This is a genomic window from Methyloligella sp. GL2 (assembly GCF_013341275.1).
Lineage (GTDB): Bacteria > Pseudomonadota > Alphaproteobacteria > Rhizobiales > Methyloligellaceae > Methyloligella.
On the sequence record NZ_CP054476.1, the window covers coordinates 1,001,150 to 1,020,527 of the forward strand.

General features: G+C 63.7%; 24 protein-coding genes and 1 other RNA gene. 17 read left to right on the forward strand and 8 right to left on the reverse strand.

What is annotated here, in order from left to right:
* The first annotated feature begins 77 nt into the window (after positions 1-77).
* The 3 genes from HT051_RS04720 to HT051_RS04730 all read left to right on the forward strand — a co-directional run bounded on the left by HT051_RS04720 (position 78) and on the right by HT051_RS04730 (position 1,720).
* On the forward strand, positions 78-266 hold the full coding sequence (locus HT051_RS04720) for a DUF1192 domain-containing protein (RefSeq protein WP_174540962.1): 189 nt from the start codon (positions 78-80) through the stop codon (positions 264-266).
* 287 nt (positions 267-553) lie between these two features.
* Positions 554-1,078, forward strand: coding sequence for a DUF1465 family protein (locus tag HT051_RS04725; protein WP_174540963.1), 525 nt, complete (start codon positions 554-556; stop codon positions 1,076-1,078).
* Between the two features lie 48 nt (positions 1,079-1,126).
* Positions 1,127-1,720, forward strand: a complete 594-nt coding sequence (locus tag HT051_RS04730) for a hypothetical protein (protein ID WP_174540964.1) — start codon at positions 1,127-1,129, stop codon at positions 1,718-1,720.
* 477 nt (positions 1,721-2,197) lie between these two features.
* On the opposite strand, the gene rpmE is transcribed toward HT051_RS04730, so the two are convergent.
* A complete protein-coding gene (gene rpmE, locus HT051_RS04735) occupies positions 2,198-2,419 on the reverse strand; it encodes a 50S ribosomal protein L31 (protein WP_174540965.1) in 222 nt (73 codons plus the stop codon).
* Between the two features lie 197 nt (positions 2,420-2,616).
* Between rpmE and HT051_RS04740 the strand changes: the two genes are divergently transcribed.
* Complete coding sequence (locus HT051_RS04740) at positions 2,617-4,449, forward strand: ABC transporter transmembrane domain-containing protein (RefSeq protein ID WP_246810179.1); 1,833 nt, start codon at positions 2,617-2,619, stop codon at positions 4,447-4,449.
* A gap of 636 nt (positions 4,450-5,085) precedes the next feature.
* On the opposite strand, the gene HT051_RS04745 is transcribed toward HT051_RS04740, so the two are convergent.
* The 6 genes from HT051_RS04745 to HT051_RS04770 form a co-directional block, all read right to left on the reverse strand.
* Positions 5,086-6,114 carry a peptidoglycan -binding protein gene (locus HT051_RS04745; RefSeq protein WP_174540966.1) on the reverse strand — a complete coding sequence of 343 codons (1,029 nt, stop codon included), beginning with the start codon at positions 6,112-6,114 and terminating at the stop codon, positions 5,086-5,088.
* Between the two features lie 2 nt (positions 6,115-6,116).
* Positions 6,117-7,136: a MotA/TolQ/ExbB proton channel family protein gene (locus HT051_RS04750; protein ID WP_174540967.1), complete on the reverse strand. Its 1,020-nt coding sequence runs from the start codon at positions 7,134-7,136 to the stop codon at positions 6,117-6,119.
* 204 nt (positions 7,137-7,340) lie between these two features.
* Positions 7,341-8,147 (reverse strand): inositol monophosphatase family protein, encoded by an 807-nt coding sequence (locus HT051_RS04755; RefSeq protein WP_174540968.1) that lies wholly within the window; start codon positions 8,145-8,147, stop codon positions 7,341-7,343.
* A 78-nt stretch (positions 8,148-8,225) separates the two neighbouring features.
* On the reverse strand, positions 8,226-8,789 hold the full coding sequence (gene efp, locus HT051_RS04760) for an elongation factor P (RefSeq protein ID WP_174540969.1): 564 nt from the start codon (positions 8,787-8,789) through the stop codon (positions 8,226-8,228).
* Between the two features lie 159 nt (positions 8,790-8,948).
* Positions 8,949-9,926 (reverse strand): tetratricopeptide repeat protein, encoded by a 978-nt coding sequence (locus HT051_RS04765; RefSeq protein ID WP_174540970.1) that lies wholly within the window; start codon positions 9,924-9,926, stop codon positions 8,949-8,951.
* The gene (locus HT051_RS04770) at positions 9,923-10,546 is read right to left on the reverse strand and encodes a thiamine phosphate synthase (protein ID WP_174540971.1); all 624 of its coding nucleotides are present in this window, start codon (positions 10,544-10,546) and stop codon (positions 9,923-9,925) included. Before HT051_RS04770 ends, HT051_RS04765 begins: the two co-directional genes overlap by 4 nt.
* Positions 10,547-10,831: 285 nt before the next feature.
* On the opposite strand from HT051_RS04770, the gene HT051_RS04775 reads away from it, so the two are divergent.
* The 4 genes from HT051_RS04775 to HT051_RS04790 all read left to right on the forward strand — a co-directional run bounded on the left by HT051_RS04775 (position 10,832) and on the right by HT051_RS04790 (position 12,670).
* Complete coding sequence (locus HT051_RS04775) at positions 10,832-11,089, forward strand: DUF4164 family protein (RefSeq protein ID WP_174540972.1); 258 nt, start codon at positions 10,832-10,834, stop codon at positions 11,087-11,089.
* A 38-nt stretch (positions 11,090-11,127) separates the two neighbouring features.
* Positions 11,128-11,499: a cell division protein ZapA gene (locus HT051_RS04780; RefSeq protein ID WP_174540973.1), complete on the forward strand. Its 372-nt coding sequence runs from the start codon at positions 11,128-11,130 to the stop codon at positions 11,497-11,499.
* A gap of 57 nt (positions 11,500-11,556) precedes the next feature.
* Positions 11,557-11,713: non-coding RNA, 6S RNA (gene ssrS / locus HT051_RS04785), on the forward strand.
* 135 nt (positions 11,714-11,848) lie between these two features.
* Positions 11,849-12,670: a TIGR00282 family metallophosphoesterase gene (locus HT051_RS04790; RefSeq protein ID WP_174540974.1), complete on the forward strand. Its 822-nt coding sequence runs from the start codon at positions 11,849-11,851 to the stop codon at positions 12,668-12,670.
* Between the two features lie 24 nt (positions 12,671-12,694).
* On the opposite strand, the gene HT051_RS04795 is transcribed toward HT051_RS04790, so the two are convergent.
* Positions 12,695-12,925: a hypothetical protein gene (locus HT051_RS04795; protein ID WP_174540975.1), complete on the reverse strand. Its 231-nt coding sequence runs from the start codon at positions 12,923-12,925 to the stop codon at positions 12,695-12,697.
* 188 nt (positions 12,926-13,113) lie between these two features.
* Here HT051_RS04795 and HT051_RS04800 point away from each other — a divergent pair, with 188 nt between their 5' ends.
* From HT051_RS04800 to HT051_RS04840, 9 genes are all read left to right on the forward strand, one after another.
* On the forward strand, positions 13,114-13,440 hold the full coding sequence (locus HT051_RS04800) for a hypothetical protein (RefSeq protein WP_174540976.1): 327 nt from the start codon (positions 13,114-13,116) through the stop codon (positions 13,438-13,440).
* Positions 13,441-13,538: 98 nt separating this feature from the next.
* Complete coding sequence (locus HT051_RS04805; protein WP_174540977.1) at positions 13,539-14,285, forward strand: YebC/PmpR family DNA-binding transcriptional regulator; 747 nt, start codon at positions 13,539-13,541, stop codon at positions 14,283-14,285.
* 89 nt (positions 14,286-14,374) lie between these two features.
* A complete protein-coding gene (gene ruvC / locus HT051_RS04810; protein WP_174540978.1) occupies positions 14,375-14,899 on the forward strand; it encodes a crossover junction endodeoxyribonuclease RuvC in 525 nt (174 codons plus the stop codon).
* Positions 14,896-15,516: a Holliday junction branch migration protein RuvA gene (ruvA, locus tag HT051_RS04815; protein ID WP_174540979.1), complete on the forward strand. Its 621-nt coding sequence runs from the start codon at positions 14,896-14,898 to the stop codon at positions 15,514-15,516. Before ruvC ends, ruvA begins: the two co-directional genes overlap by 4 nt.
* Positions 15,513-16,556 carry a Holliday junction branch migration DNA helicase RuvB gene (gene ruvB / locus HT051_RS04820; RefSeq protein ID WP_174540980.1) on the forward strand — a complete coding sequence of 348 codons (1,044 nt, stop codon included), beginning with the start codon at positions 15,513-15,515 and terminating at the stop codon, positions 16,554-16,556. The genes ruvA and ruvB overlap by 4 nt, the downstream gene beginning before the upstream one ends.
* Positions 16,553-17,017, forward strand: a complete 465-nt coding sequence (gene ybgC, locus HT051_RS04825) for a tol-pal system-associated acyl-CoA thioesterase (RefSeq protein WP_174540981.1) — start codon at positions 16,553-16,555, stop codon at positions 17,015-17,017. Before ruvB ends, ybgC begins: the two co-directional genes overlap by 4 nt.
* 214 nt (positions 17,018-17,231) lie before the next feature.
* Positions 17,232-17,915 (forward strand): protein TolQ, encoded by a 684-nt coding sequence (gene tolQ / locus HT051_RS04830; protein ID WP_174540982.1) that lies wholly within the window; start codon positions 17,232-17,234, stop codon positions 17,913-17,915.
* 3 nt (positions 17,916-17,918) lie between these two features.
* Complete coding sequence (gene tolR / locus HT051_RS04835; protein WP_174540983.1) at positions 17,919-18,368, forward strand: protein TolR; 450 nt, start codon at positions 17,919-17,921, stop codon at positions 18,366-18,368.
* Positions 18,369-18,396: 28 nt separating this feature from the next.
* Positions 18,397-19,341 (forward strand): hypothetical protein, encoded by a 945-nt coding sequence (locus tag HT051_RS04840; RefSeq protein WP_174540984.1) that lies wholly within the window; start codon positions 18,397-18,399, stop codon positions 19,339-19,341.
* Positions 19,342-19,378 lie beyond the last annotated feature (37 nt).

Genomic DNA, 19,378 nt, shown 5'->3' on the forward strand with positions numbered 1-19,378 from the left:
ATCTCTCCGGAAAATTCGAATGGGGTCGGTCGAGCGCGGAGTTTAATCATCTCGGCGCCAGATGATAGGATCGGGACATGAATTGGGACGAGCTCGAACCGAAAAAACCGCCGCAGCATCAGCTCGGTCAGGATCTCTCGGCGCTTTCAGTGGATGAGCTGAAGGCGCTGATCGAAACCTTGCAAGGTGAGATTGCCCGGGTGGAGGCGGAAATGGCCGCCAAGCAGTCCACGAAAAGCGCCGCGGAAGCCGCATTCAAGCGCTAGGGATTTTACGAAATTTTCCCCGGTAAATTCCCGTTTAGGTAAATCCACCATTAGGATTAACAACTTATTAGGGATTTAGCCTTAACGTTCCCCTTATCCAGTCCTCTGGATCGGAGTGGCCCCAACCACTCTGTTTGACGCCTCCCTGTTAACTTCCTGAGCCGCCCGTCGAGGCGGCTCTTTTTTTGGTTGATTCCGGGGTTAACCTTTTGTCGCATGAGGTGGTCCGAAATGGGACGACTTGGCATAGTGTGCGGCTTGCCAGCGACGGGAGGGGAAATTAGCCGATGGCGGAGAGTTCGAGCGAAGACGGCAGCGAGGTAACCATCTCGTTCGGCGCCAAATTTGCCGAGTCCGAACAATTTAAGGCGGTTTTTCGCGAGGGTATGGCCCTTGTGGAGGAAGCCGCGGCCTATCTCGACGGGGATGGCCGGCTGGAGGCGCGCGCGCTGAAGCCGCCGCTTTCGCTCGCCTACGCGACCGAGAGCATGAGGCTTACCACACGGTTAATGCAGCTTGCCTCCTGGCTTCTGATTCGCCGCGCCGTGACCGAGGGCGAGCTCTCGCCGGAGCAGGCGATCGAGGAGCAGCGCAAGATCAAGCTGCCGGTGAAAGGCTCCGACAAGCCGAACAAGGATTTCGAGGATCTGCCGGAGCGGCTGAAAGAGCTGATCGGCGAAAGCCTCAAGCTGCAGGAACGGGTGGTCCGGCTCGACGCCATGCTGACGCAGAAGGACAGCCCGCCGGAGGCGGAGCATCCGCTGCATAGCCAGATGTCGCGGTTGCGCGCCGCATTCAATAGCGGAGAATAAACCCCTCATCTGCCGGGGCGGGCGAGGGAGCTTCGAGGAGAAAATGCCATGAGGTTGCCTCTCGCTGCGTTGTTGCTCCTGGTTTCCGTCACGCCGAGCGCGGCGGAAGATTGCCGGGAGACGTTTATCCGCCTGCTCACCGACCAGAGCGACAAGGGGCCGGTGAAGGTCCACGTCACCCAGGCGATCAAGGGCGGCCCCAGCACCACGAATTACAATTATCAGCTCGGCCCCGGCCACTGGATGACGGAGATGATCGAGCCGGCCGCCGGGCAGTGGACGCTGGTCTACGACAACGTGATGTATTCCTCGACCGACAAGGGGAAGAGCTGGACCGAGGTGCGTACCCTGGATAGCGGCCAGCGGGCCGAGGACGGGCAGAAACATCTGGAAGAGGCGGCGGCGACCGCCGCCAACGAGGCTTGCCGGGACGAGGAGTTCGACGGGGTGATGCATCAGGTGGTGGAGGCGGATTACGACTATCCGCAATTCGGCACCAAGCATCACCAGGTTTATTGGGTGAATCCGGAGACGGGCTGGATCACGAAATCCGTCACCACCACGGTGCAGAGCGGCTTCGAGAGCACCACGACGCAGCTGATCGAGGCTGCGCCGGATCTTGAGTTGCCGATGCCGGAGTAGGGCGGGCCCAGGGGCCTAGGCCCTTCTGTGAAGCGTCATGCCGGCAACAGCCGGCATCCAACCCAATCGTCTGAGATTGTTGCTGGATCCCGACTTTCGTCGGGATGACGCCGTGCTGGATGCGGGGCGCGCCGGTCTACGGATGGTTCGACATTCTCCGTCGTCATGCCCGGATTTATTCCGGGCATCCACGCTTACAACGTCCGCGGTTCAGACCGTTCGTGGATGGCCGGGACACGCCCGGCCATGACGATTCAAAGAAAGGCCGTGGGCCAAATGGTTCGAGACACGCTTCGCCGATGGCGAAGCCCCCTCACCATGAGGAGATCGGGTACGGGCGCGATCCTCACCCTGAGGGGGCCGAAGGCCCGTCTCGAAGGGTGCAGGCCCCAACAGACCTATGCCGGAACGACAAAGGCCGGGCGAACCCGGCCTCTTTTCGTTGCGCTAACGGCCTCCGGCCTGCTTGAGCGCAGGCTACTTGATGAAGCCTTCGTATTTCGCCTTGAAGCGCGAAACACGGCCGCCGCGGTCGATCAGGTGCTGGCTGCCGCCGGTCCAAGCCGGGTGGGTCTTGGGGTCGATATCGAGCTTCATGGTCTCACCTTCCGAACCATAGGTCGAATAGGTGGTGAATTCGGTCCCGTCGGTCATCACGACGTTGATCGCATGATAATCGGGATGGATGTCTTTCTTCATGGCCTTAACCCGCATCTTAGGGGTGTGTCTTAGAATTTGGCGTGGCTATACCGGAAGTTGCCGGGGCGCACAAGGCCGGGAGGCGGATTTGCGGGACTTTCGCCCCTGCGCCGGAAGGGCGCGGGAGTAATCCTTGCGCTCTACCTTGCCGATGACGCATTCTCCGCCCAAATCTAGAACCAATCCATTGTAAGATTGTGACAGCTCTCGATTCAGAAACGGCCGGCCGGGTCACCCCGATCGACCCATTGCAGGAGGCGGCCGAGGAGGCCAAGCCTCGGCGGTCGCTTGCGCCGCTGCTCAATCTGAAATCCTACGTGCTCCGCTATAAGGGTATGGTCGCCGCCGCGGCGCTGGCGCTGATCGTCTCGGCGGTCGCCACCTTGGTGTTGCCGCTGGCGGTGCGGCGGATGATCGATATCGGCTTCAGCGGCGCCGAGCCGATCCTGATCGACGAGTATTTCATCACCCTGATCGGCGTCGGCCTAGTGCTGGCCTTGGCGAGCGCGGCCCGCTTCTACTACGTGAACTGGCTCGGCGAGCGGCTGGTGACGGATATCCGCACCGATGTGTTCAGCCATCTTCTGACCCTGAGCCCCGCCTTCTACGAGATGACCCGCTCCGGCGAGGTGCTCTCGCGCCTCACCGCCGACACCACCCAGGTGAAGGCGGCGATGAGCACGGCGGTGAGCCTCGCTTTACGCAATATCCTGATGCTGGTCGGCGCGCTGGCGATGATGTTCGTCACCAGCTGGAAGCTGTCCTTGCTGGTGCTGGTGGCGATCCCGATCATCGTCCTGCCGCTGGTGGCCTATGGCCGCTCGGTCAGGGCGCTGTCGCGCCGGGCCCAGGATACGCTGAGCCAGGCTTCGGCCTATGCCAGCGAGAGCCTGGCCCAGGTGCGCATTCTGCAGGCCTTCGTCAACGAGCCGGCGGCCCGCCAGCGCTTCGATGCCGATGTGGAAGGCGCCTTCAACGCGGCGCTGTCGCGCAACCGCTCCCGCGCCGGGCTGACGGCGCTGGCCATGTTCCTGGTCTTCGCATCGGTGGTGGCGATCCTCTGGTACGGCGCACAGGACGTGATGTCCGGTGCCATGAGCGGCGGCAGTCTCGGCCAGTTCGTGCTCTATGCGGTGCTTGCCGCTGCTTCGCTCGGCCAGCTCAGCGAGGTCTGGGGTGAGGTGAGCCAGGCTTCCGGCGCGGCTGAGCGGCTCGGCGAGATCTTGCAGGTGAAGCCGCAGATCGTCTCGCCGAAAGATCCGATGCCGATGCCGGTTCCGGCCAAGGGCGAGATCAATTTCGACGAGGTGACCTTCGCCTATCCGACGCGGCAGGAGACCAGCGCGCTGCACCGGGTCTCGTTCCATATCGAGCCGGGCGAGCGGGTGGCCATTGTCGGCCCGTCCGGCGCGGGCAAGACCACGCTGTTTGCCCTGCTGCTCCGCTTCTACGATCCGGCCCGCGGCATCGTCACTGTCGACGGGGTGCCGGTGAACCGGGCCGCGCTGGACGAGCTTCGCTCGCATTTCGCGCTGGTGCCGCAGGAGCCGGCCCTGTTCGCCGATACGGTGGCGGAGAATATCGCTTTCGGGCTTGCCGGGGTGAGCCGCGGCGATGTCGAGGCCGCTGCCAATGCCGCCTTCGCCCACGACTTCATCATGGATCTGCCGGAAGGCTACGACACCAATCTCGGCGAGGGCGGCGTGCGGCTCTCGGCCGGGCAGCGCCAGCGGATCGCCATCGCCCGGGCGCTGCTTCGCAAGGCGCCGATCCTGCTGCTGGACGAGGCCACCAGCGCGCTGGATTCGGAGAGCGAGATCCTGGTGCAGCGGGCCTTCGACAAGGTGATGGAAGGGCGGACCACCCTGGTCATCGCCCACCGGCTTTCCACCGTGACCAATGCCGACCGCATCTTCGTGATGGATGGCGGGCGTCTGGTGGAAGAGGGCACGCATCAGAGCTTGCTCAAGAAGGGCGGCATGTATGCCCGCCTCGCCGAGCTGCAATTCGCGCCGGATGCGGCGGAGTAGTCCCGTAGTCCGTGGCGCTACTTAGAAGCCGTCATGCTGAGGTGCCCGGCTCTGCCGGGCCTCGAAGCATGGACCACGTCTCCTTCGAGGGCTGCCTAGGGCAGCCGCCTCAGGATGACGTGGTGTAAACGCTTGTCGAGTCGACAATTTATCATCTCGTCATGCCGGCAACAGCCGGCATCCAACCCGATACGCTGAGAAAGCTGCTGGATCCCGACTTTCGTCGGGATGACGCCGTGCTTGATGTGGGGCGCGTTGGGCGAGCGAGAGCTCGACATTTTCCGTCGTCATGCCCGGATTTATTCCGGGCATCCACGTTTGCGGCATTGCGGTTCTAGATGTTCGTGGATGGCCGGGACACGCCCGGCCATGACGGCTCAGAGAAACGCTGCGGGCCACATGGTTCGAGACACGCTTCGCCGATGGCGAAGCGCCCTCACCATGAGGAGAGAGGGCAGGGGGTTACTCCTCACCCTGAGGGGGCGAAGGCCCGTCTCGAAGGGTGCAGGCCCAAAGTAATGCGTCATTGGCGGGCTTGATCCGGCAATCCAGAGCGGCTTGTTCCTGAGCGTGATGCCCCTGGATGGCCGGGACACGCCCGGCCATGACGGACGAAGGATTGAGGCTGCAGGCCCTCTACCGCTCGGTCAGCTTCAGCTCGATGCGGCGGTTCTTGCGGAAGGCCTCCGTGTTGAGTCCCGGATCCAGCGGCTGATATTCGCCGAAGCCCGCCGCCACCAGGCGGGAGGGCTTCACCCCGTCGCGGATCAGATATTTCACCACGGAGATGGCGCGCTCAGAAGAGAGCTCCCAGTTGGAGGCGAATTCCGGCGTGGCGATCGGGTTGATGTCGGTATGGCCGTCGACCCGCAGCACCCACGGGATGTCCTCGGGGATCTCGCCCTCCAGCTGCTTCAGTGCGCTTGAGAGCTTGTCGAGCTGCGGCTCGGCGCTGGGTTTCAGCGCGGCGGAGCCGGAATCAAACAGCACCTCGGCCTGGAAGACGAAGCGGTCGCCGACCACGCGGATATCCTCGCGATTGCCGAGGATCTCGCGCAGCCGGCCGAAGAAATCGGAGCGGTAGCGGGCGAGCTCCTGCACTTTGCGGGCAAGCGCCAGGTTCAACCGCTTGCCGAGATCGGCGATCTTCACCTGGCTTTCGCGGTCGCGCGCTTCCGACGCCTCGAGCGCCTCCTGCAGCGAGGCGAGCTGTTGGCGCAAAGCGGCAAGCTGCTGGTTCAGCACCTCGACCTTGGCCAGCGCGTCGTTGGTGATGCCCTTTTGCTCGGCGAGCTGTTTGGTGAGGCTGGAGGCGCGGGCCTCGGCCCCTTCGGTCTCCTTGCCCTGGTCTTCGAGAAGGGCGCTCAGCCGCGCATTCTCCGCCGTCTTGTCGGCGAGGGTGGCTTGCAGCGCGGCGAGGCTGTCTTCCAGTGACTGCTTCTTGGAGCGCTCCAGCGCCAGAAGCTCGGTGAGCTGGGAGAGCTGGGTGTTGAGCCGGGCCAGCAGCGTGTCCTTGCCGCTCGCCTGCTGGGTGATGAAGTAGTTGGCGAGCATGAACATGGACAGCAGGAAGATCACCACCAGAAGCAAGGTGGAGAGCATGTCCACGAAGCCCGGCCAGTAATCGCCTCCCGGGGGCCGGCGGCGGGATCGCGCCAGGGCCATGGCTATTTCTGCTCCTTGGGCGGCGTTGCCTTATCGGCGATCTGGCGAAGCGTTTCGGCCAGCTCATGCTGTTGCTGGGATTGATCGTCGGCCCATTCGCGCACGATCTTCTGCTCGGCGCGCATCTGCTTGATCATCTTGTCGACGGTCTGGGTCAACTCCTGCACCGCGGCGGTGGAATCGCCGCCTTTGCTGCGGGCGACGTTGTCGCTGAGATCGGAGAGCGAGCGCTGCATGTCGAGCAGCGCGAAGCGAAGCTGCGGCGGCACGCCGGCCGCGCTGCCCGAGTCGCCGGACTGCAGCTCGGTGATGCCGGACAGCCAGTCTTCCAGCTCGTTATAGAAGCGGCTCTGGGCATGGCCGGCCTGCAGGTCGAGGAAGCCGAGGATCAGCGAGCCGGCAAGACCGAACAGCGAGGAGGAGAACGCCGTACCCATGCCGGAAAGCGGCGCGATCAGACCTTCTTTCAGCTGATCGAACAGCATGGTGCTCTCGGTGCCGTTGGTGTCGAGGCTGGCGACGGTGTTGCCGATGGAGCCGATGGTCTGCAGCAGGCCCCAGAAGGTGCCGAGCAGGCCTAGGAAGACCAGCAGCCCGACCAAATAGCGGGTGGTCTCGCGTGCCTCGTCCAGGCGCGAGGCAACGGAATCGAGCAGCGAGCGCATGGCGCCGGCGGCGAGCGAAAGCTGGCCGGTGCGGTCGCGGAGCATGGTGGCCATGGGCAGAAGCAGCACCGGCTGGTTTTCCACCGCAAGGCCCGGATCGGCGATGCGGAAGGAATTCACCCAGCGAATCTCGGGATAAAGGCGCAGCACCTGGCGGAAGGCATAGACGATTCCGACCAGCAGCACGCCGACGATCAGCCCGTTCAGGCCGGGATTGGCCATGAAGCTGTTGCGGATCTGGTGAGTCTGACCGTCAATGATGACGCCGAGCAGCGCGGTGAGGATGAGGAACAAGATCATCCGCCACAGAAACACCTGCGGCCGCGTCAATTTCGCCTGAAACGTCTCTTCCGCCATATTGCGTGCCCCGATTTTCCCGCGGTTTTTCGCCTTGGGCCCTCCCGTCCGGAGGTCTTTCGCCTCCGGCCCCCGCGCGAGATTAGCTGAATCCCGTGACACAACAAACCGTACGGACACGGCATTGTTCATTGTCGCGGTTGTGCGAAGGGGCGGGGAGGCCGGCCGGCGTCGCGGCTGGGCGCGTATCGGGGGCCTCGGCGGTCAGGCGCCGATGGGGCGGGGGACCTTCTTCAAGGTCTTCAGCAGGTCGGTGTGGATCGACTCGTTGCCGCCGACCACGTCAGTGCAATCGGCCCTCAAGGGCTTGCCGTCCATATCAGTAGCGAAGCCGCCGGCCTCGCGCAGAATGACGATGCCGCCGGCGAGATCCCACGGATGCAGATTGCGCTCCCAATAGCCGTCGAAGCGGCCGGCCGCGGTCCAGGCGAGATCGAGGGCCGCGGAGCCGGTGCGGCGGATGCCGGCGCAGGTCGCCATCACCGCTTCGGCCTCGGCGAGGAACTGCTTTTGGCCGGGGCGGCCGAGATGGGGAATGCCGGTGACGATGATGCTGTCGGCGAGGCTGGAGCGGGCGGCGACGCGGATGCGGCGGTCGTTGAGGAAGGCGCCCTTGCCCTTCTCGGCGGTGAAGGTCTCGTTCAGCACCGGCGCATAGATCAGCCCGGCGACGAACTCGCCCTCGCGCTCCAGCGCGATGGAGGTGCAGAACAGCGGCACGCTATGGAGAAAATTGGTGGTGCCGTCCAACGGGTCGACCACCCAGCGATGGGTCTTGTCGGCGCCTTCGACGAGGCCGCGCTCCTCCATCAGAAAGCCGTAGCCGGGGCGGGCGCGGGAGAGTTCGGTGTAGATGATCTCCTCGGCGCGCATATCGGCGGCGGAGACGAAATTGCCCGGTCCCTTCAGGGAGACCTGCAAATGTTCGACCTCGCCGAAATCGCGAGCCAGGCTGCGGCCCGCCTTACGGGCGGCGCCGATCATCACATTCATGAGGGCGGAGGCGGGCATAGCCGAAATGTCTTCAGTTGTCGGGCGCCCAGGGAGCGGGAGCCGGTTGGTGTCGAGCCGAAGCTGCTGGCGTCCCGCCTAGTCGGCGCGCTTGACGTAGGTGAGTTCGTTGGTGTCGACGACGATGCGCTCGCCGGTCCCGACGAAGGGCGGAACCATGACCCGCACCCCGTTATCCAGCGTGGCGGGCTTGTAGGAGGAGGCGGCGGTCTGGCCCTTCACAACGGGCTCGGCCTCGACGACCTCGAGGGTCACCTGGTCGGGCAGGGAGACGCCGATGGGCTTGCCCTCATGGCTCTCCACCACGACCTGCATGCCGTCCTGCAGAAAGGCGGCGCGCTCTTCCAGGGAGTCGCGGGGGATCTGGATCTGCTCGTAATTCTCAAGATCCATGAACACCAGCATATCGCCTTCTGGATAGAGGAACTGAAAATCGCGCTGCTCCAGCCGGGCGCGCTCCACCGTCTCGGAAGCGCGGAAGCGCTCGTTGAGCTTGGTGCCGTCGATCAGGTTCTTCAGCTCGACCTGGGCGTAAGCCGGGCCTTTGCCGGGCTTGACGTGGTTGGTCTTCACCGCGAGCCAGAGCCCGCCCTTATGCTCCAGTACGTTGCCGGGGCGAATTTCGTTGCCGTTGATCTTCATGGGGTGCGCCTTAAGCGAATGCGTCAGCTAATGCGTTGTGGCGCCTTTTAGCCGTGCAAAGGCGGGCGCTGTCAAGCCGCGTAGGGTTCGGCGTGCCGCTTGAGCCTAACCCTCGCTCCGTCCGATGGGCTCGAACCACGCCTGTTGGGCGATCGCGCGCTATTGGTCCCCTTGCGCGGGGGGATTTTCGCCGAAGCTGGCGAGCGGCGCGCCGTTCAGGCTGTTATTGTGCCAGCCTTCAGCGGCCCACTCAGCCTTTTGCCGCTCGTCCGGGGTGAGCTTCGAAAGCATCAGCTCCAGGTCGAAATCGCTGATCCCGGCCTCGCGGGCGATGAGATGCCATTTGGCGGCCTCGACCAGATCCTTCTTGTAGACGAGGCCGTTGGCGTAGAGGCGAGCGAGGCGGTTCTGGCCCACCGGATTGCCTTGTTCGGCTGAGCGGCGGATGAACTCGGCGCCGCGCTTTTCGTCCTTCTCGACGCCTTCGCCGCGGAACAGCATGATGCCGTATTCGATCTCCGCCTGGTCGTAGCCCTGCTCGGCGGCTTTCTCGACCCATTCGGCGGCTTTGACCTTATCGAGGGGAACGCCGCGGCCGAACTGGTAGAGGGCGCCCAGATCGTATTCGGCGTACGGATTGCCCTGCTCAGCGGATTTGGTCATCCATTCCACCGCCTTGCCGACATTGGTCTCGCGGCCTTTGCCGGAGAGATAGACCAGGGCGAGATTATATTGCGCGTCCGCACGGCCGGTCTTGGCGACCTTCTCGAACAGATCGGCGGCGATACGCATATTCTTCGGCACGCCCTCGCCGGCGGCGGCCAGATTGGCGAGGGCGAATTGAGCGTTCACATCGCCGAGATCTGCGCCCTTGGCGTAAGCGTCGGCGGCCTTCTCGAAATTTTGCGAAACGCCGAGCCCGCCGGCATAGATCTCGCCCATCAGCGTATAGGCCTGAGCCGAGCCCTCCGCGGCCTCCTTCTCGGCCAGATCCAAGGCGGTCAGGTAATGGCCGGTGCTGAAGGCGGCGAAAGCCTTGCTCTCGGCAGCGCGGGCGGGGCTGACCAAGGCATTCCCGAAGACGTTCCCCAGGACAAGAGCGGCGGCAAGACAAGGCCAGAGGAGCGCAGATCTCATCGGGCGCCTCCGATCCGGCTGCCGATCTCGGCGAGTCTCTCGGCGAAATCTGTCACTTCTAGGCAACGTCCTGTCAAAGAAATGAAATCTGCGCCTGCCCGCATGGCCAATTCCGCGTCCTCAGCCGTCTCGATATCCCACGCAACACAAGGGATTTGGAAGATTTCGCTCCACCAAGCGATGAGATCGACGGCAATTTGATCAGAATGCGTCCTACTTTGCATCCGTACCGGAAATGCGACATAGTCAGATCCTAACTCGGCTAAGGCCATGGCATCATGTCGATTCATGACGAAAGCTCCGACGATGGCATCCTCCGCGAGGCGCTCTCGTGCTCGAGTGTAGATAGCCGGATCGGCGTAAATATGGACACCGTCTGCCCCCAAGGCCTCGGCGGCGTCCGCATCGTCTTGCAGCAGAAAAGCGACATCTTCGGCGTGGCAGAGGGCGAGCAGACGCTTGGCCCAGTCTTGGTCGAGCGGGGTGTTTTCCGAATTTTCGAGCAGAACGCACGCCACGTCGGCGTGACCAAGCGCGTGGATCAGGTTCGCCTCGATCCGCGGCGAGGGCAGGTGCGGGACTTGCAGATAAAGCCGGCAGGGCGGCGTTTTGTCAGCCATCGGAACCGGCTCCGGGCGCGTAACGGCAATGTTGGGATGCTAGAGGGTGTGAGAGCATGCCGGCCAAGCGGATGTCAATCTCCTAAAAAAGGAGGATATGCCGCGCGCTGTGAGCGTAGTTCACTGCAGTTGTTGTTGAATTTGGGAACGGGGGGTACGATTCGGAACTGACCACTAGTTCAGGGAGCGGAGGCCAACACGCTGCAGTTTTCAGCAGTGCCTAAGCGGGGAGTTCTTGTGGTGACACTATCTAGGACGGATAATATCAACGAGGCGACCAAACGATTGGATGCGGCACTCGATGCTCTGGAAACACTCATCGGTCCGCATGTCGACGAAATACGACAAGGTGAGACGGTTGGGGCGTTGCGGGAGCGTTTGCGTTTGATGACCGAAGAGCGCGACCAGCTTCTAATAGAGCTTGATCAATTGCGGGCGAGAACGCATCGGCTGGAATCGGCCAATGACGAAGTGTCCGGCAGGCTCGAAGCGCTACGGACGTCGCTGGCGGATAATCTGCCGACGGCGAACGGATCGGCTTGAAGCCGTCTCGCTAGCGCGGCAACGCGCGGAAAAGGACGATGGGACAGGTTAGCGTCACGCTAAACGGTCGGACCTATCGGCTTGAGTGCGGGGATGGGGAGGAAGCGCATCTGATTGCGCTGTCCGAACATCTTGCGACTCACGTCGATACGATGAAACGCAAGTTCGGGCAGATCGGTGACGACCGGTTGGTGCTGATGGCGGCGCTTATGGTCACCGATGAGCTATGGGAGGCGCGGCGCCAGATCGAGGCGCTGCGCGCGGAGCTCAACGACATTGTGCAAGGCATGTCGGCAGCGGATGCCGATAACCGCGCGCTGGAGAAGGGCCTGGTCAACACGATCGGGGCCGCGGCCGACCGGCTGGAGATGCTCACCGAGCGCTTCGGCTTGGTGAAGCCGGGGAATTAGGCCCCGCGGCGCGCAAGCATCTGGCACCTTCAACAAGCAATCGCTATATTCCGCTTCGGCAGGCTGCGAGGCGCGTTAGGAGCGCTATTCCCCGGGCCCTATAAGATCTCATGGGAGCTGACCCTGTTGGGGATCGTGGTCTCCGGCACTCGGCGCCCCCCTACTTATGTAGGGACACCAGGGATCTCTGCTCCGACGGTCTCGCGGCTTTGCTTTTCTTCTGCCGCCGCCAAGATGCGGCCATCGAATTCGCGGCTCCTTCGCGGCGCGCCTGGATCGTTCGAATCGCATCCCGGCGTTTTTTCCGCTTTCCCCTCACAAGGCGCCCTGACGGTCTGAAAGCGCATTCATGCGGATTGTTTTCCTCGGAGATTTGGTCGGACGGGTCGGCCGCCGCGCGGCGATCGAGGCGCTGCCGGGCCTGATCGAGCGCTACGCCGCCGATTTCGTCATCATCAATGGCGAGAACTCCGCCGGCGGGTTCGGCATCACCGAGCAGATCCTGACCGAGCTTCTGGATGCCGGCGCCGATGTGGTGACCACCGGCAATCACGTCTGGGATCAGCGCGAGGCGCTGGTGTTCATCGAGCGCTACGACCAGATGCTCAGGCCGGTGAATTTCCCGCCCGGCACGCCGGGGAAGGGCGCCGGGCTGTTCAGGGCCAGGAACGGCGCCGAGGTGCTGGTGATCAACGCCATGGGCCGCGTCTACATGAACAGCTTGGATTGCCCGTTCCGCGCGGTGGACCGCGAGATCGAGGCTTGCGGGCTGAAGCGCGGGGCGGATGCGATCTTTCTCGACTTCCACGCCGAGGCGACCTCCGAGAAGGAGGCGATGGGGCATTTCATCGACGGGCGGGCGAGCTGCATGGTCGGCACCCATACCCATGTGCCGACGGCGGATCACCAGATCCTCTCCGGCGGCACCGCCTATATCAGCGATGCCGGCATGTGCGGCGATTACGATTCGGTGCTCGGCATGGACAAGGACGAGCCGATCTCGCGCTTCCTCGGCCAGATCCCGAGCAGCCGCTTCTCGCCCGCCTCGGGGGAAGCGACGATCTGCGGTGTGGCGCTGGAGGTGGACGACAAGACCGGGCTCGCGACCGCCTTCGCGCCGATCCGGCTCGGCGGCCGGCTGGCGCGGGCGGAGCCCGATTTCTGGCTCTAAATTGGGAAGCGTGCGGGCGCGAGCCTAAGCGCCGCGCAGGATCGCCTTGCTTTCGGCGACCATGGCTTTTAGGCAGCCGATGGCATTGTCGAGATGGGCCATGGCCATATCGGGATCGGCCGCTTCGAGATCGAGTGCGGTGCGGGCCCGGGCGACATGATCCGCCGCGTCGTTGCAAAGACCCGAAAGGCTGAGCACCGGCTTTTCGGAAGTTGCTTCGGCGTAAATTGCGGTGGCTTGATTCTGGCGTGACATAGCCGCCCCTTTCACTGAACAGACACGAACGGGTTCCCGGGCGGCTCTCGCTGCCCCGAATCCGCCGATTGTCGAAGGATTAAGGTTAAGGCGGGGCTAACGGCGTATAACTCGCATCATCCATATCTCGCTGATCATCCAGCTATGAATGCGGTGAATGCAGTCTATTGTGAAATGGGAGGTGAGAGATGGCCTACCGCGATGGACTTGAAGTCGTGTCCCAATGGGCGGCGATCCTCACAGCAGCTGTCGCTGTGTGGGCCTATGCTGTCTACCGATGCGAGCGTTATAGGAAACGCAAGAAGCTTGAAACGTACCTAAAGCGTGAAAAAGCGGTAGGAAAGGACAAGGGGCAACGGAGTATTCTGCACCTTGTGGCACGTCTTCGCATGTCGGAAGCGGACGTGATGAATGCTGCATTCCGCAGCAAGCACGTGTCTTGTTTGGTAGCGCCAGATTTTAGCAATAGAGCTGGAATGCTGCTGCTCGAATATGCAGCGGATGATCCGGATTAGAATCCTAACGCGAAACCGCGCGGCTGGATTTTATGGCGCCCGGCGCCTATAAGTCGGCCGATTCCAAAACATTTCATCGATCGTTAGGACGGAAGCGAATGGCCGGCCATTCAAAATTCAAGAACATCCAGTACCGCAAGGGCGCGCAGGACAAGAAGCGCTCCAAGCTGTTCTCCAAGCTCTCGCGCGAGATCACTGCGGCGGCGAAGATAGGGCTGCCGGATCCTGCGATGAACGCGCGGCTGCGCGGCGCCATCCAGGCCGCCCGCGCCCAGAACATGCCGAAAGACAATATCGACCGGGCGATCAAGAAGAGCCAGGAAGACGACGGCACCAATTACGAAGAGATGCGCTATGAGGGGTTCGGCGTCGGCGGCGTCGGCGTGATCGTCGAGGCGCTGACCGACAACCGCAATCGCACCGCCTCCGATGTGCGCTCCATCTTCACCAAGCATGGCGGCAATCTGGGGGAGACCGGCTCGGTTTCCTTCATGTTCGACCGGGTCGGCTCGATCGAATATCCGCCGGAAGCCGGCAGTGCCGATGCGGTGCTGGAAGCGGCGATCGAGGCGGGCGCGGACGATGTGGAGTCGTCGGAAGACGGCCATGTCATCTATTGCGCGGCGGAGTCCCTGCATGAGGTTTCCGGCGCGCTGGAGACGGCGCTTGGCGAGCCGCAGAGCGCTTCGCTGGTGTGGCGGCCGCAGAACAATATCGAGCTGGAAGACAATGCTGGCGAGACGTTGTTGAAGATGCTGGAGGCGCTGGAAGATTCCGACGACGTGCAGCAGGTCTTCGCCAATTTCGAGGTCTCCGACGCGGTGTTGGAGCGTATGGGGGCGTAACGCCTTCCGCTCTTTGCGCCTGATGCACGCAACGCTAAGCGTCCACGCGATTCCGCTATACTGGGCTCAAGCGATTCGCGAGGGACGCAATGGCGGTTATCCGCATTATCGGCATCGATCCGGGGCTTCGGCATACCGGCTGGGGGATCATCGAAAGCGATGGGCCCCGGCTCAGCTATGTCGCCAGCGGCACGGTCTCTTCGGAGGCTAGGGACGATCTGTCGGTGCGGCTCTGCCAGCTCTTCGACGGTTTGAACGCCACGTTGCGCGAATGGACGCCGCATGAGGCGGCGGCGGAAGAGACCTTCGTCAACAAGGATGCGCGGGCGACGCTGAAGCTCGGCCAGGCGCGCGGTATCGCGCTTCTGGTGCCGGCGCTGACCGGGATCGTGGTGGCCGAATACGCCCCCAATCTGGTGAAGAAGAGCGTGGTCGGCAACGGCCATGGCGGCAAGGAACAGGTGCGAGCGATGATCCGGCATCTGCTGCCGAAAGCCTCGCCCGATAGCGAGCATGCCACGGACGCGCTGGCCATCGCCATCACCCATGCCCATCACCGCACCGCGGTCACCGCGCGACTGACGCGGGGCGAGCTGCAAGGAGCGCTTCGATGATCGGCAAGCTGACGGGTAAGGTGGACGCGGTGGGCGTTTCCACGGTGATCGTCGATGTGAACGGCGTGGGCTATGAGGTGACCTGCTCGTCGCGGACGCTGTCGCAGCTTCCCTCGACCGGTGAGGTGGTGAGCCTTGCCATCGACACCCATGTGCGGGAGGACGCGATCCGGCTTTACGGTTTCGCCACCGAGCATGAGCGGGCCTGGTTCCGGGCTCTGCAATCGGTGCAAGGGGTCGGCGCCAAGGTGGCTATCGCCATCCTCGGCGTGCTCACCGCAGACCAGCTCGCCAATGCCATCTCGCTGCAGGATAAGGCACAAGTGGGCCGCGCGCCCGGCGTCGGGCCGAAAGTCGCCGGCCGCATCGTGGCAGAGCTGAAGGACAAGATGCCGACGCTGTCGCCGGCCTTTGCGCCCGAAGGCGGCGCTGGCGGGGCTGAGCCGATCGAGCTGCCGCAAGGCCGGCCGGTTCAGGAGGCGGTTTCGGCGCTCACCAATCTCGGCTATGACCACACTCAGGCGGCGGCTGCGATCTCGGCTGCCGCGGCGAAAGCCGGCGAGACGCCGAAGACGGAGGAGCTGATCCGTCTCGGGCTTAAGGAGCTTGCGCAATGAGCGACCGCATGCTGGCGGCCGCCAAGCGGCCGGAAGACGAGGAGGCGGAGCCGACGCTCCGCCCGCAAACGCTCGGCGACTTCATCGGCCAGGCCAAGGCTTGCGCCAATCTCAAAATCTTCATCGAGGCGGCGAAGACCCGGGGCGAGGCGCTGGACCATGTGCTGTTCGCAGGGCCTCCCGGCCTCGGCAAGACGACGCTGGCCCAGATCGTCGCCAAGGAGCTGCAGGTGAATTTCCGCGCCACCTCCGGCCCGGTGATCGCCAAGGCTGGCGATTTGGCGGCGCTGCTGACCAATCTGGAAGAGGGCGACGTCCTCTTCATCGACGAGATCCATCGCCTGAGCCCGGCGGTCGAGGAGGTGCTCTATCCGGCGATGGAGGATTTTCAGCTCGATCTGATCATCGGCGAGGGGCCGGCGGCGCGTTCGGTGCGCATCGACCTTGCCCGCTTCACGCTGGTCGGGGCGACGACGCGGACCGGGCTGCTAACCACGCCGCTTCGCGACCGGTTCGGCATTCCGATCCGGCTTGAGTTCTATACCGCCGCCGAGCTGGAGGAGATCGTGCGCCGGGGTGCGCGGCTGCTCGGCCTGCCGCTCACCGCCGAAGGCGCGCAGGAAATCGCCAAGCGGGCGCGGGGCACGCCGCGTGTCGCGGGGCGCCTGCTCCGCCGGGTGCGGGATTTCGCGGCCGTGGAGGGCGCAACCACCGTCGATGCGGGGCTGGCCGACAAGGCGCTGTTGCAGCTCGACGTGGACTCCAGAGGGCTGGATGCGCTGGACCATCGTTATTTGCGCTGCATCGCGGTGAATTACGGCGGCGGGCCGGTGGGGATCGAGACCATCTCCGCGGCGCTGTCGGAGCCGCGCGATGCGCTGGAGGAGATCGTGGAGCCGTATCTCCTGCAGCAGGGTTTCATCAGCCGCACCCCGCGCGGGCGGCTTCTCACGGCGCATGCCTTCGCCCATTTGGGGCTCACCGTGCCGGACGCGGCGGCAGGGCAATTTGCGTTTTTCGACCAGGGTGAGGATCAGTGACTGACAATTGGCCGGATCTTGCCGGACGTATCGAAGGGGACCGGCATATCCTCCCCGTGCGCGTCTATTTCGAAGACACCGATTTCGCCGGGATCGTCTATCACGCCAATTATCTGAAGTTCATCGAGCGCGGGCGGACCGATTTCATCCGGCTGCTCGGCATCCATCATCAGGAGCTGGCCAATCCGCAAGAAGGCGAGCCTTCCGTCTTCGTGGTGCGGCGGATCGAGATCGACTACTTGCGCCCGGCCAAGCTCGACGATGTGCTGGAAGTTGTCACCACCTGCGAGGAGATCGGCGGGGCCAGTCTCACCCTGGCGCAAGAGGTGATGCGCGGCGAGACGGTGGTCGCGCGGGCCAAGGTCATCGTGGTGCTGATCTCGCCTTCGGGCAAACCGCAGCGGATCGGCAAGCTGATCCGCGAGGCGCTGGGCCGGTTCAGCGGGGCGATCGAGGTCTGATCCGCCTGCCGGGGCCGGCCGACCGACGCCGTTCTCTGGTAAATCTGCTTCAGTTGCGTCACATTTCTCGCACAGTGTGCATTGTGCTGCGTGCCTAAGTGATTCCCCTGCCCGAACTGGTTTTTGCGGTCCCGCGTCAACGCGTCGCGCACCCAAAGCCTCGCGTTTTGTGTCAAGCGAGCAGAGCAGGGGGAGGCAATTTCAAGAGGGCCGAATGACTCCGGACGTCAATGTCGATCTGTCGATCGTAACGCTCTTCTGGAACGCCCATATCATCGTCAAGCTGGTGATGATCGGGCTGGTTCTGGCTTCGGTCTGGAGCTGGGCGATTATCATCGAGAAATTCTTCCTGTTCGCCAGGACGCGGCGGGAGACCGACCGGTTCGAGCAGGTGTTCTGGTCGGGCCAGTCGCTGGACGAGCTCTATCAGGCGCTGAGCCAGCGGCGGAACGTGTCGCTGGCGGCGATGTTCGTCGCGGCGATGCGCGAGTGGAAGCGCAGCCTGGAGCAATCCTCCCGGCCCACCGCCGGGGTGCAGCTTCGCATCGACAAGGTGATGGACGTCACCATCTCCCGCGAAGTGGAGCGGCTGGAGAGCCGCTTGAGCTTCCTGGCGACGGTCGGCTCCACGGCGCCCTTTGTCGGCCTGTTCGGCACGGTGTGGGGCATCATGACCGCCTTCCAGTCGATCGCGGCCAGCAAGAACACCAATCTCGCCGTGGTGGCGCCGGGTATCGCCGAGGCGCTGTTCGCCACCGCGCTCGGCCTGCTGGCGGCTATCCCTGCGGTGATTTTCTACAATAAGTTCAATACCGATGTGGCGCGGCTCGCGGCGCGCATGGACGGTTTTGCCGACGAGTTCGCCGCCATTCTTTCGCGCCAGATCGAGAGAGGCTGAGCCATGGGGGCGAGCCTTCAGCCGGCGGAGAGCAATGGCAGCCGGGCGCGCCGCCGCCGCGCCAGCCGGCCGATGAGCGAGATCAACGTCACGCCGATGGTGGATGTGATGCTGGTGCTGTTGATCATCTTCATGGTCACCGCGCCGCTGCTCACCGTCGGGGTGCCGGTCGATCTGCCCAAGGGCGAAGCCAACCAGATGCAGAGCGACGACACGCCGCTCGAGATCAGCGTTACCCAGGACGGCAAGATCTTCCTCCAGGAGACCGAGATGTCTCCGGACGAAATTGTGCCAAAACTCAAAGCTATCAGTAACAACAACACTGAAGCGCGCATTTATGTGCGCGGCGATCAGAACGTCGATTACGGCGCGGTGCTGAAGCTTATGGGCAAGATCAACGGGGCCGGCTTTAGCCGCGTGGCGCTGATCATGTTGCCCGAAGATGCGCCTTAGCGTCTGCAATTAAGAGGTCCGGACACCTGTGGGCAGGAGCACCGCCATCTCCGCTGCGTTGCACGCCGCGATTCTGCTCTGGATTTTGGTGGTGCTGCCGGGCTCCAGCCCGCTCGATGCGCCGCAGATCCGGGAGATCCCGGTGGAGGTGCTGACGCCTTCCGAGTTGACCGAGATCAAGGCGGGCAAGCTCGACGAGGAGAGCGATGCGCCGCTCGCCGCGCCGGAACAGGAGAAGCCGGTGGCGGTGAATCAGCCGGCGCCGCCGCAAGAAAGCGCGGCCCCGCCTCCGCCGCCGGAGCGTGCCGAGCCGGAACCTGTGCCCGAGCCTGAGCCTGTCGAGCAGCCGGCGGACGATGCCGTGCCGCCAATGCCGGAAGAGAAGGCGGAAGCGCCTGCGCCGGAGCCTGCTCCCGAACCCGAGACGCAGGTCTCCGATCAGCCGCCGCCGACGGCGCCGCTGCGGCGTCCGACGCCGCCGACTGAGGCCCAGAACAACACGCCCAGCCCCACGCCTTCACCGAACACTGACAGCGATTTCAGCACCGACCGGCTGGCGGCGCTGCTTAACAAGGTGCCGGACGGGGGCGAGCAGGCCTCGCTCGATGCGCCGGCGGAGAATGCGCAGGACAACGTCTACGGCCAGTCCAACGGCGATGGGCTGTATATGTCGGCCAATGAGATCGATGCGCTGCGCGCCCGTATTGCGCAATGCTGGAATCCGCCGCCTGGCGGGCTCGGCGCTGGCCAGTTGATCGTCAAGCTGCGCATGAAGCTGAACGAGGACGGGACCTTGGTGGGCTATCCGACGGTGGAGAACAGCAACCCGTCTCCCTTCTTCCGCGCTGCCGCCGACAGTGCCGTGCGCGCCGTGTATCAGTGTCAGCCTTATGTGCTGCCGCTGGAAAAATATTCGCTGTGGCGCGACTTGATCCTCAATTTCGACCCAAGCGACATGTATCGCGCCGGATAGTCGCTAGCTTTTCCCAAGATGATTTCATCAAGATGAT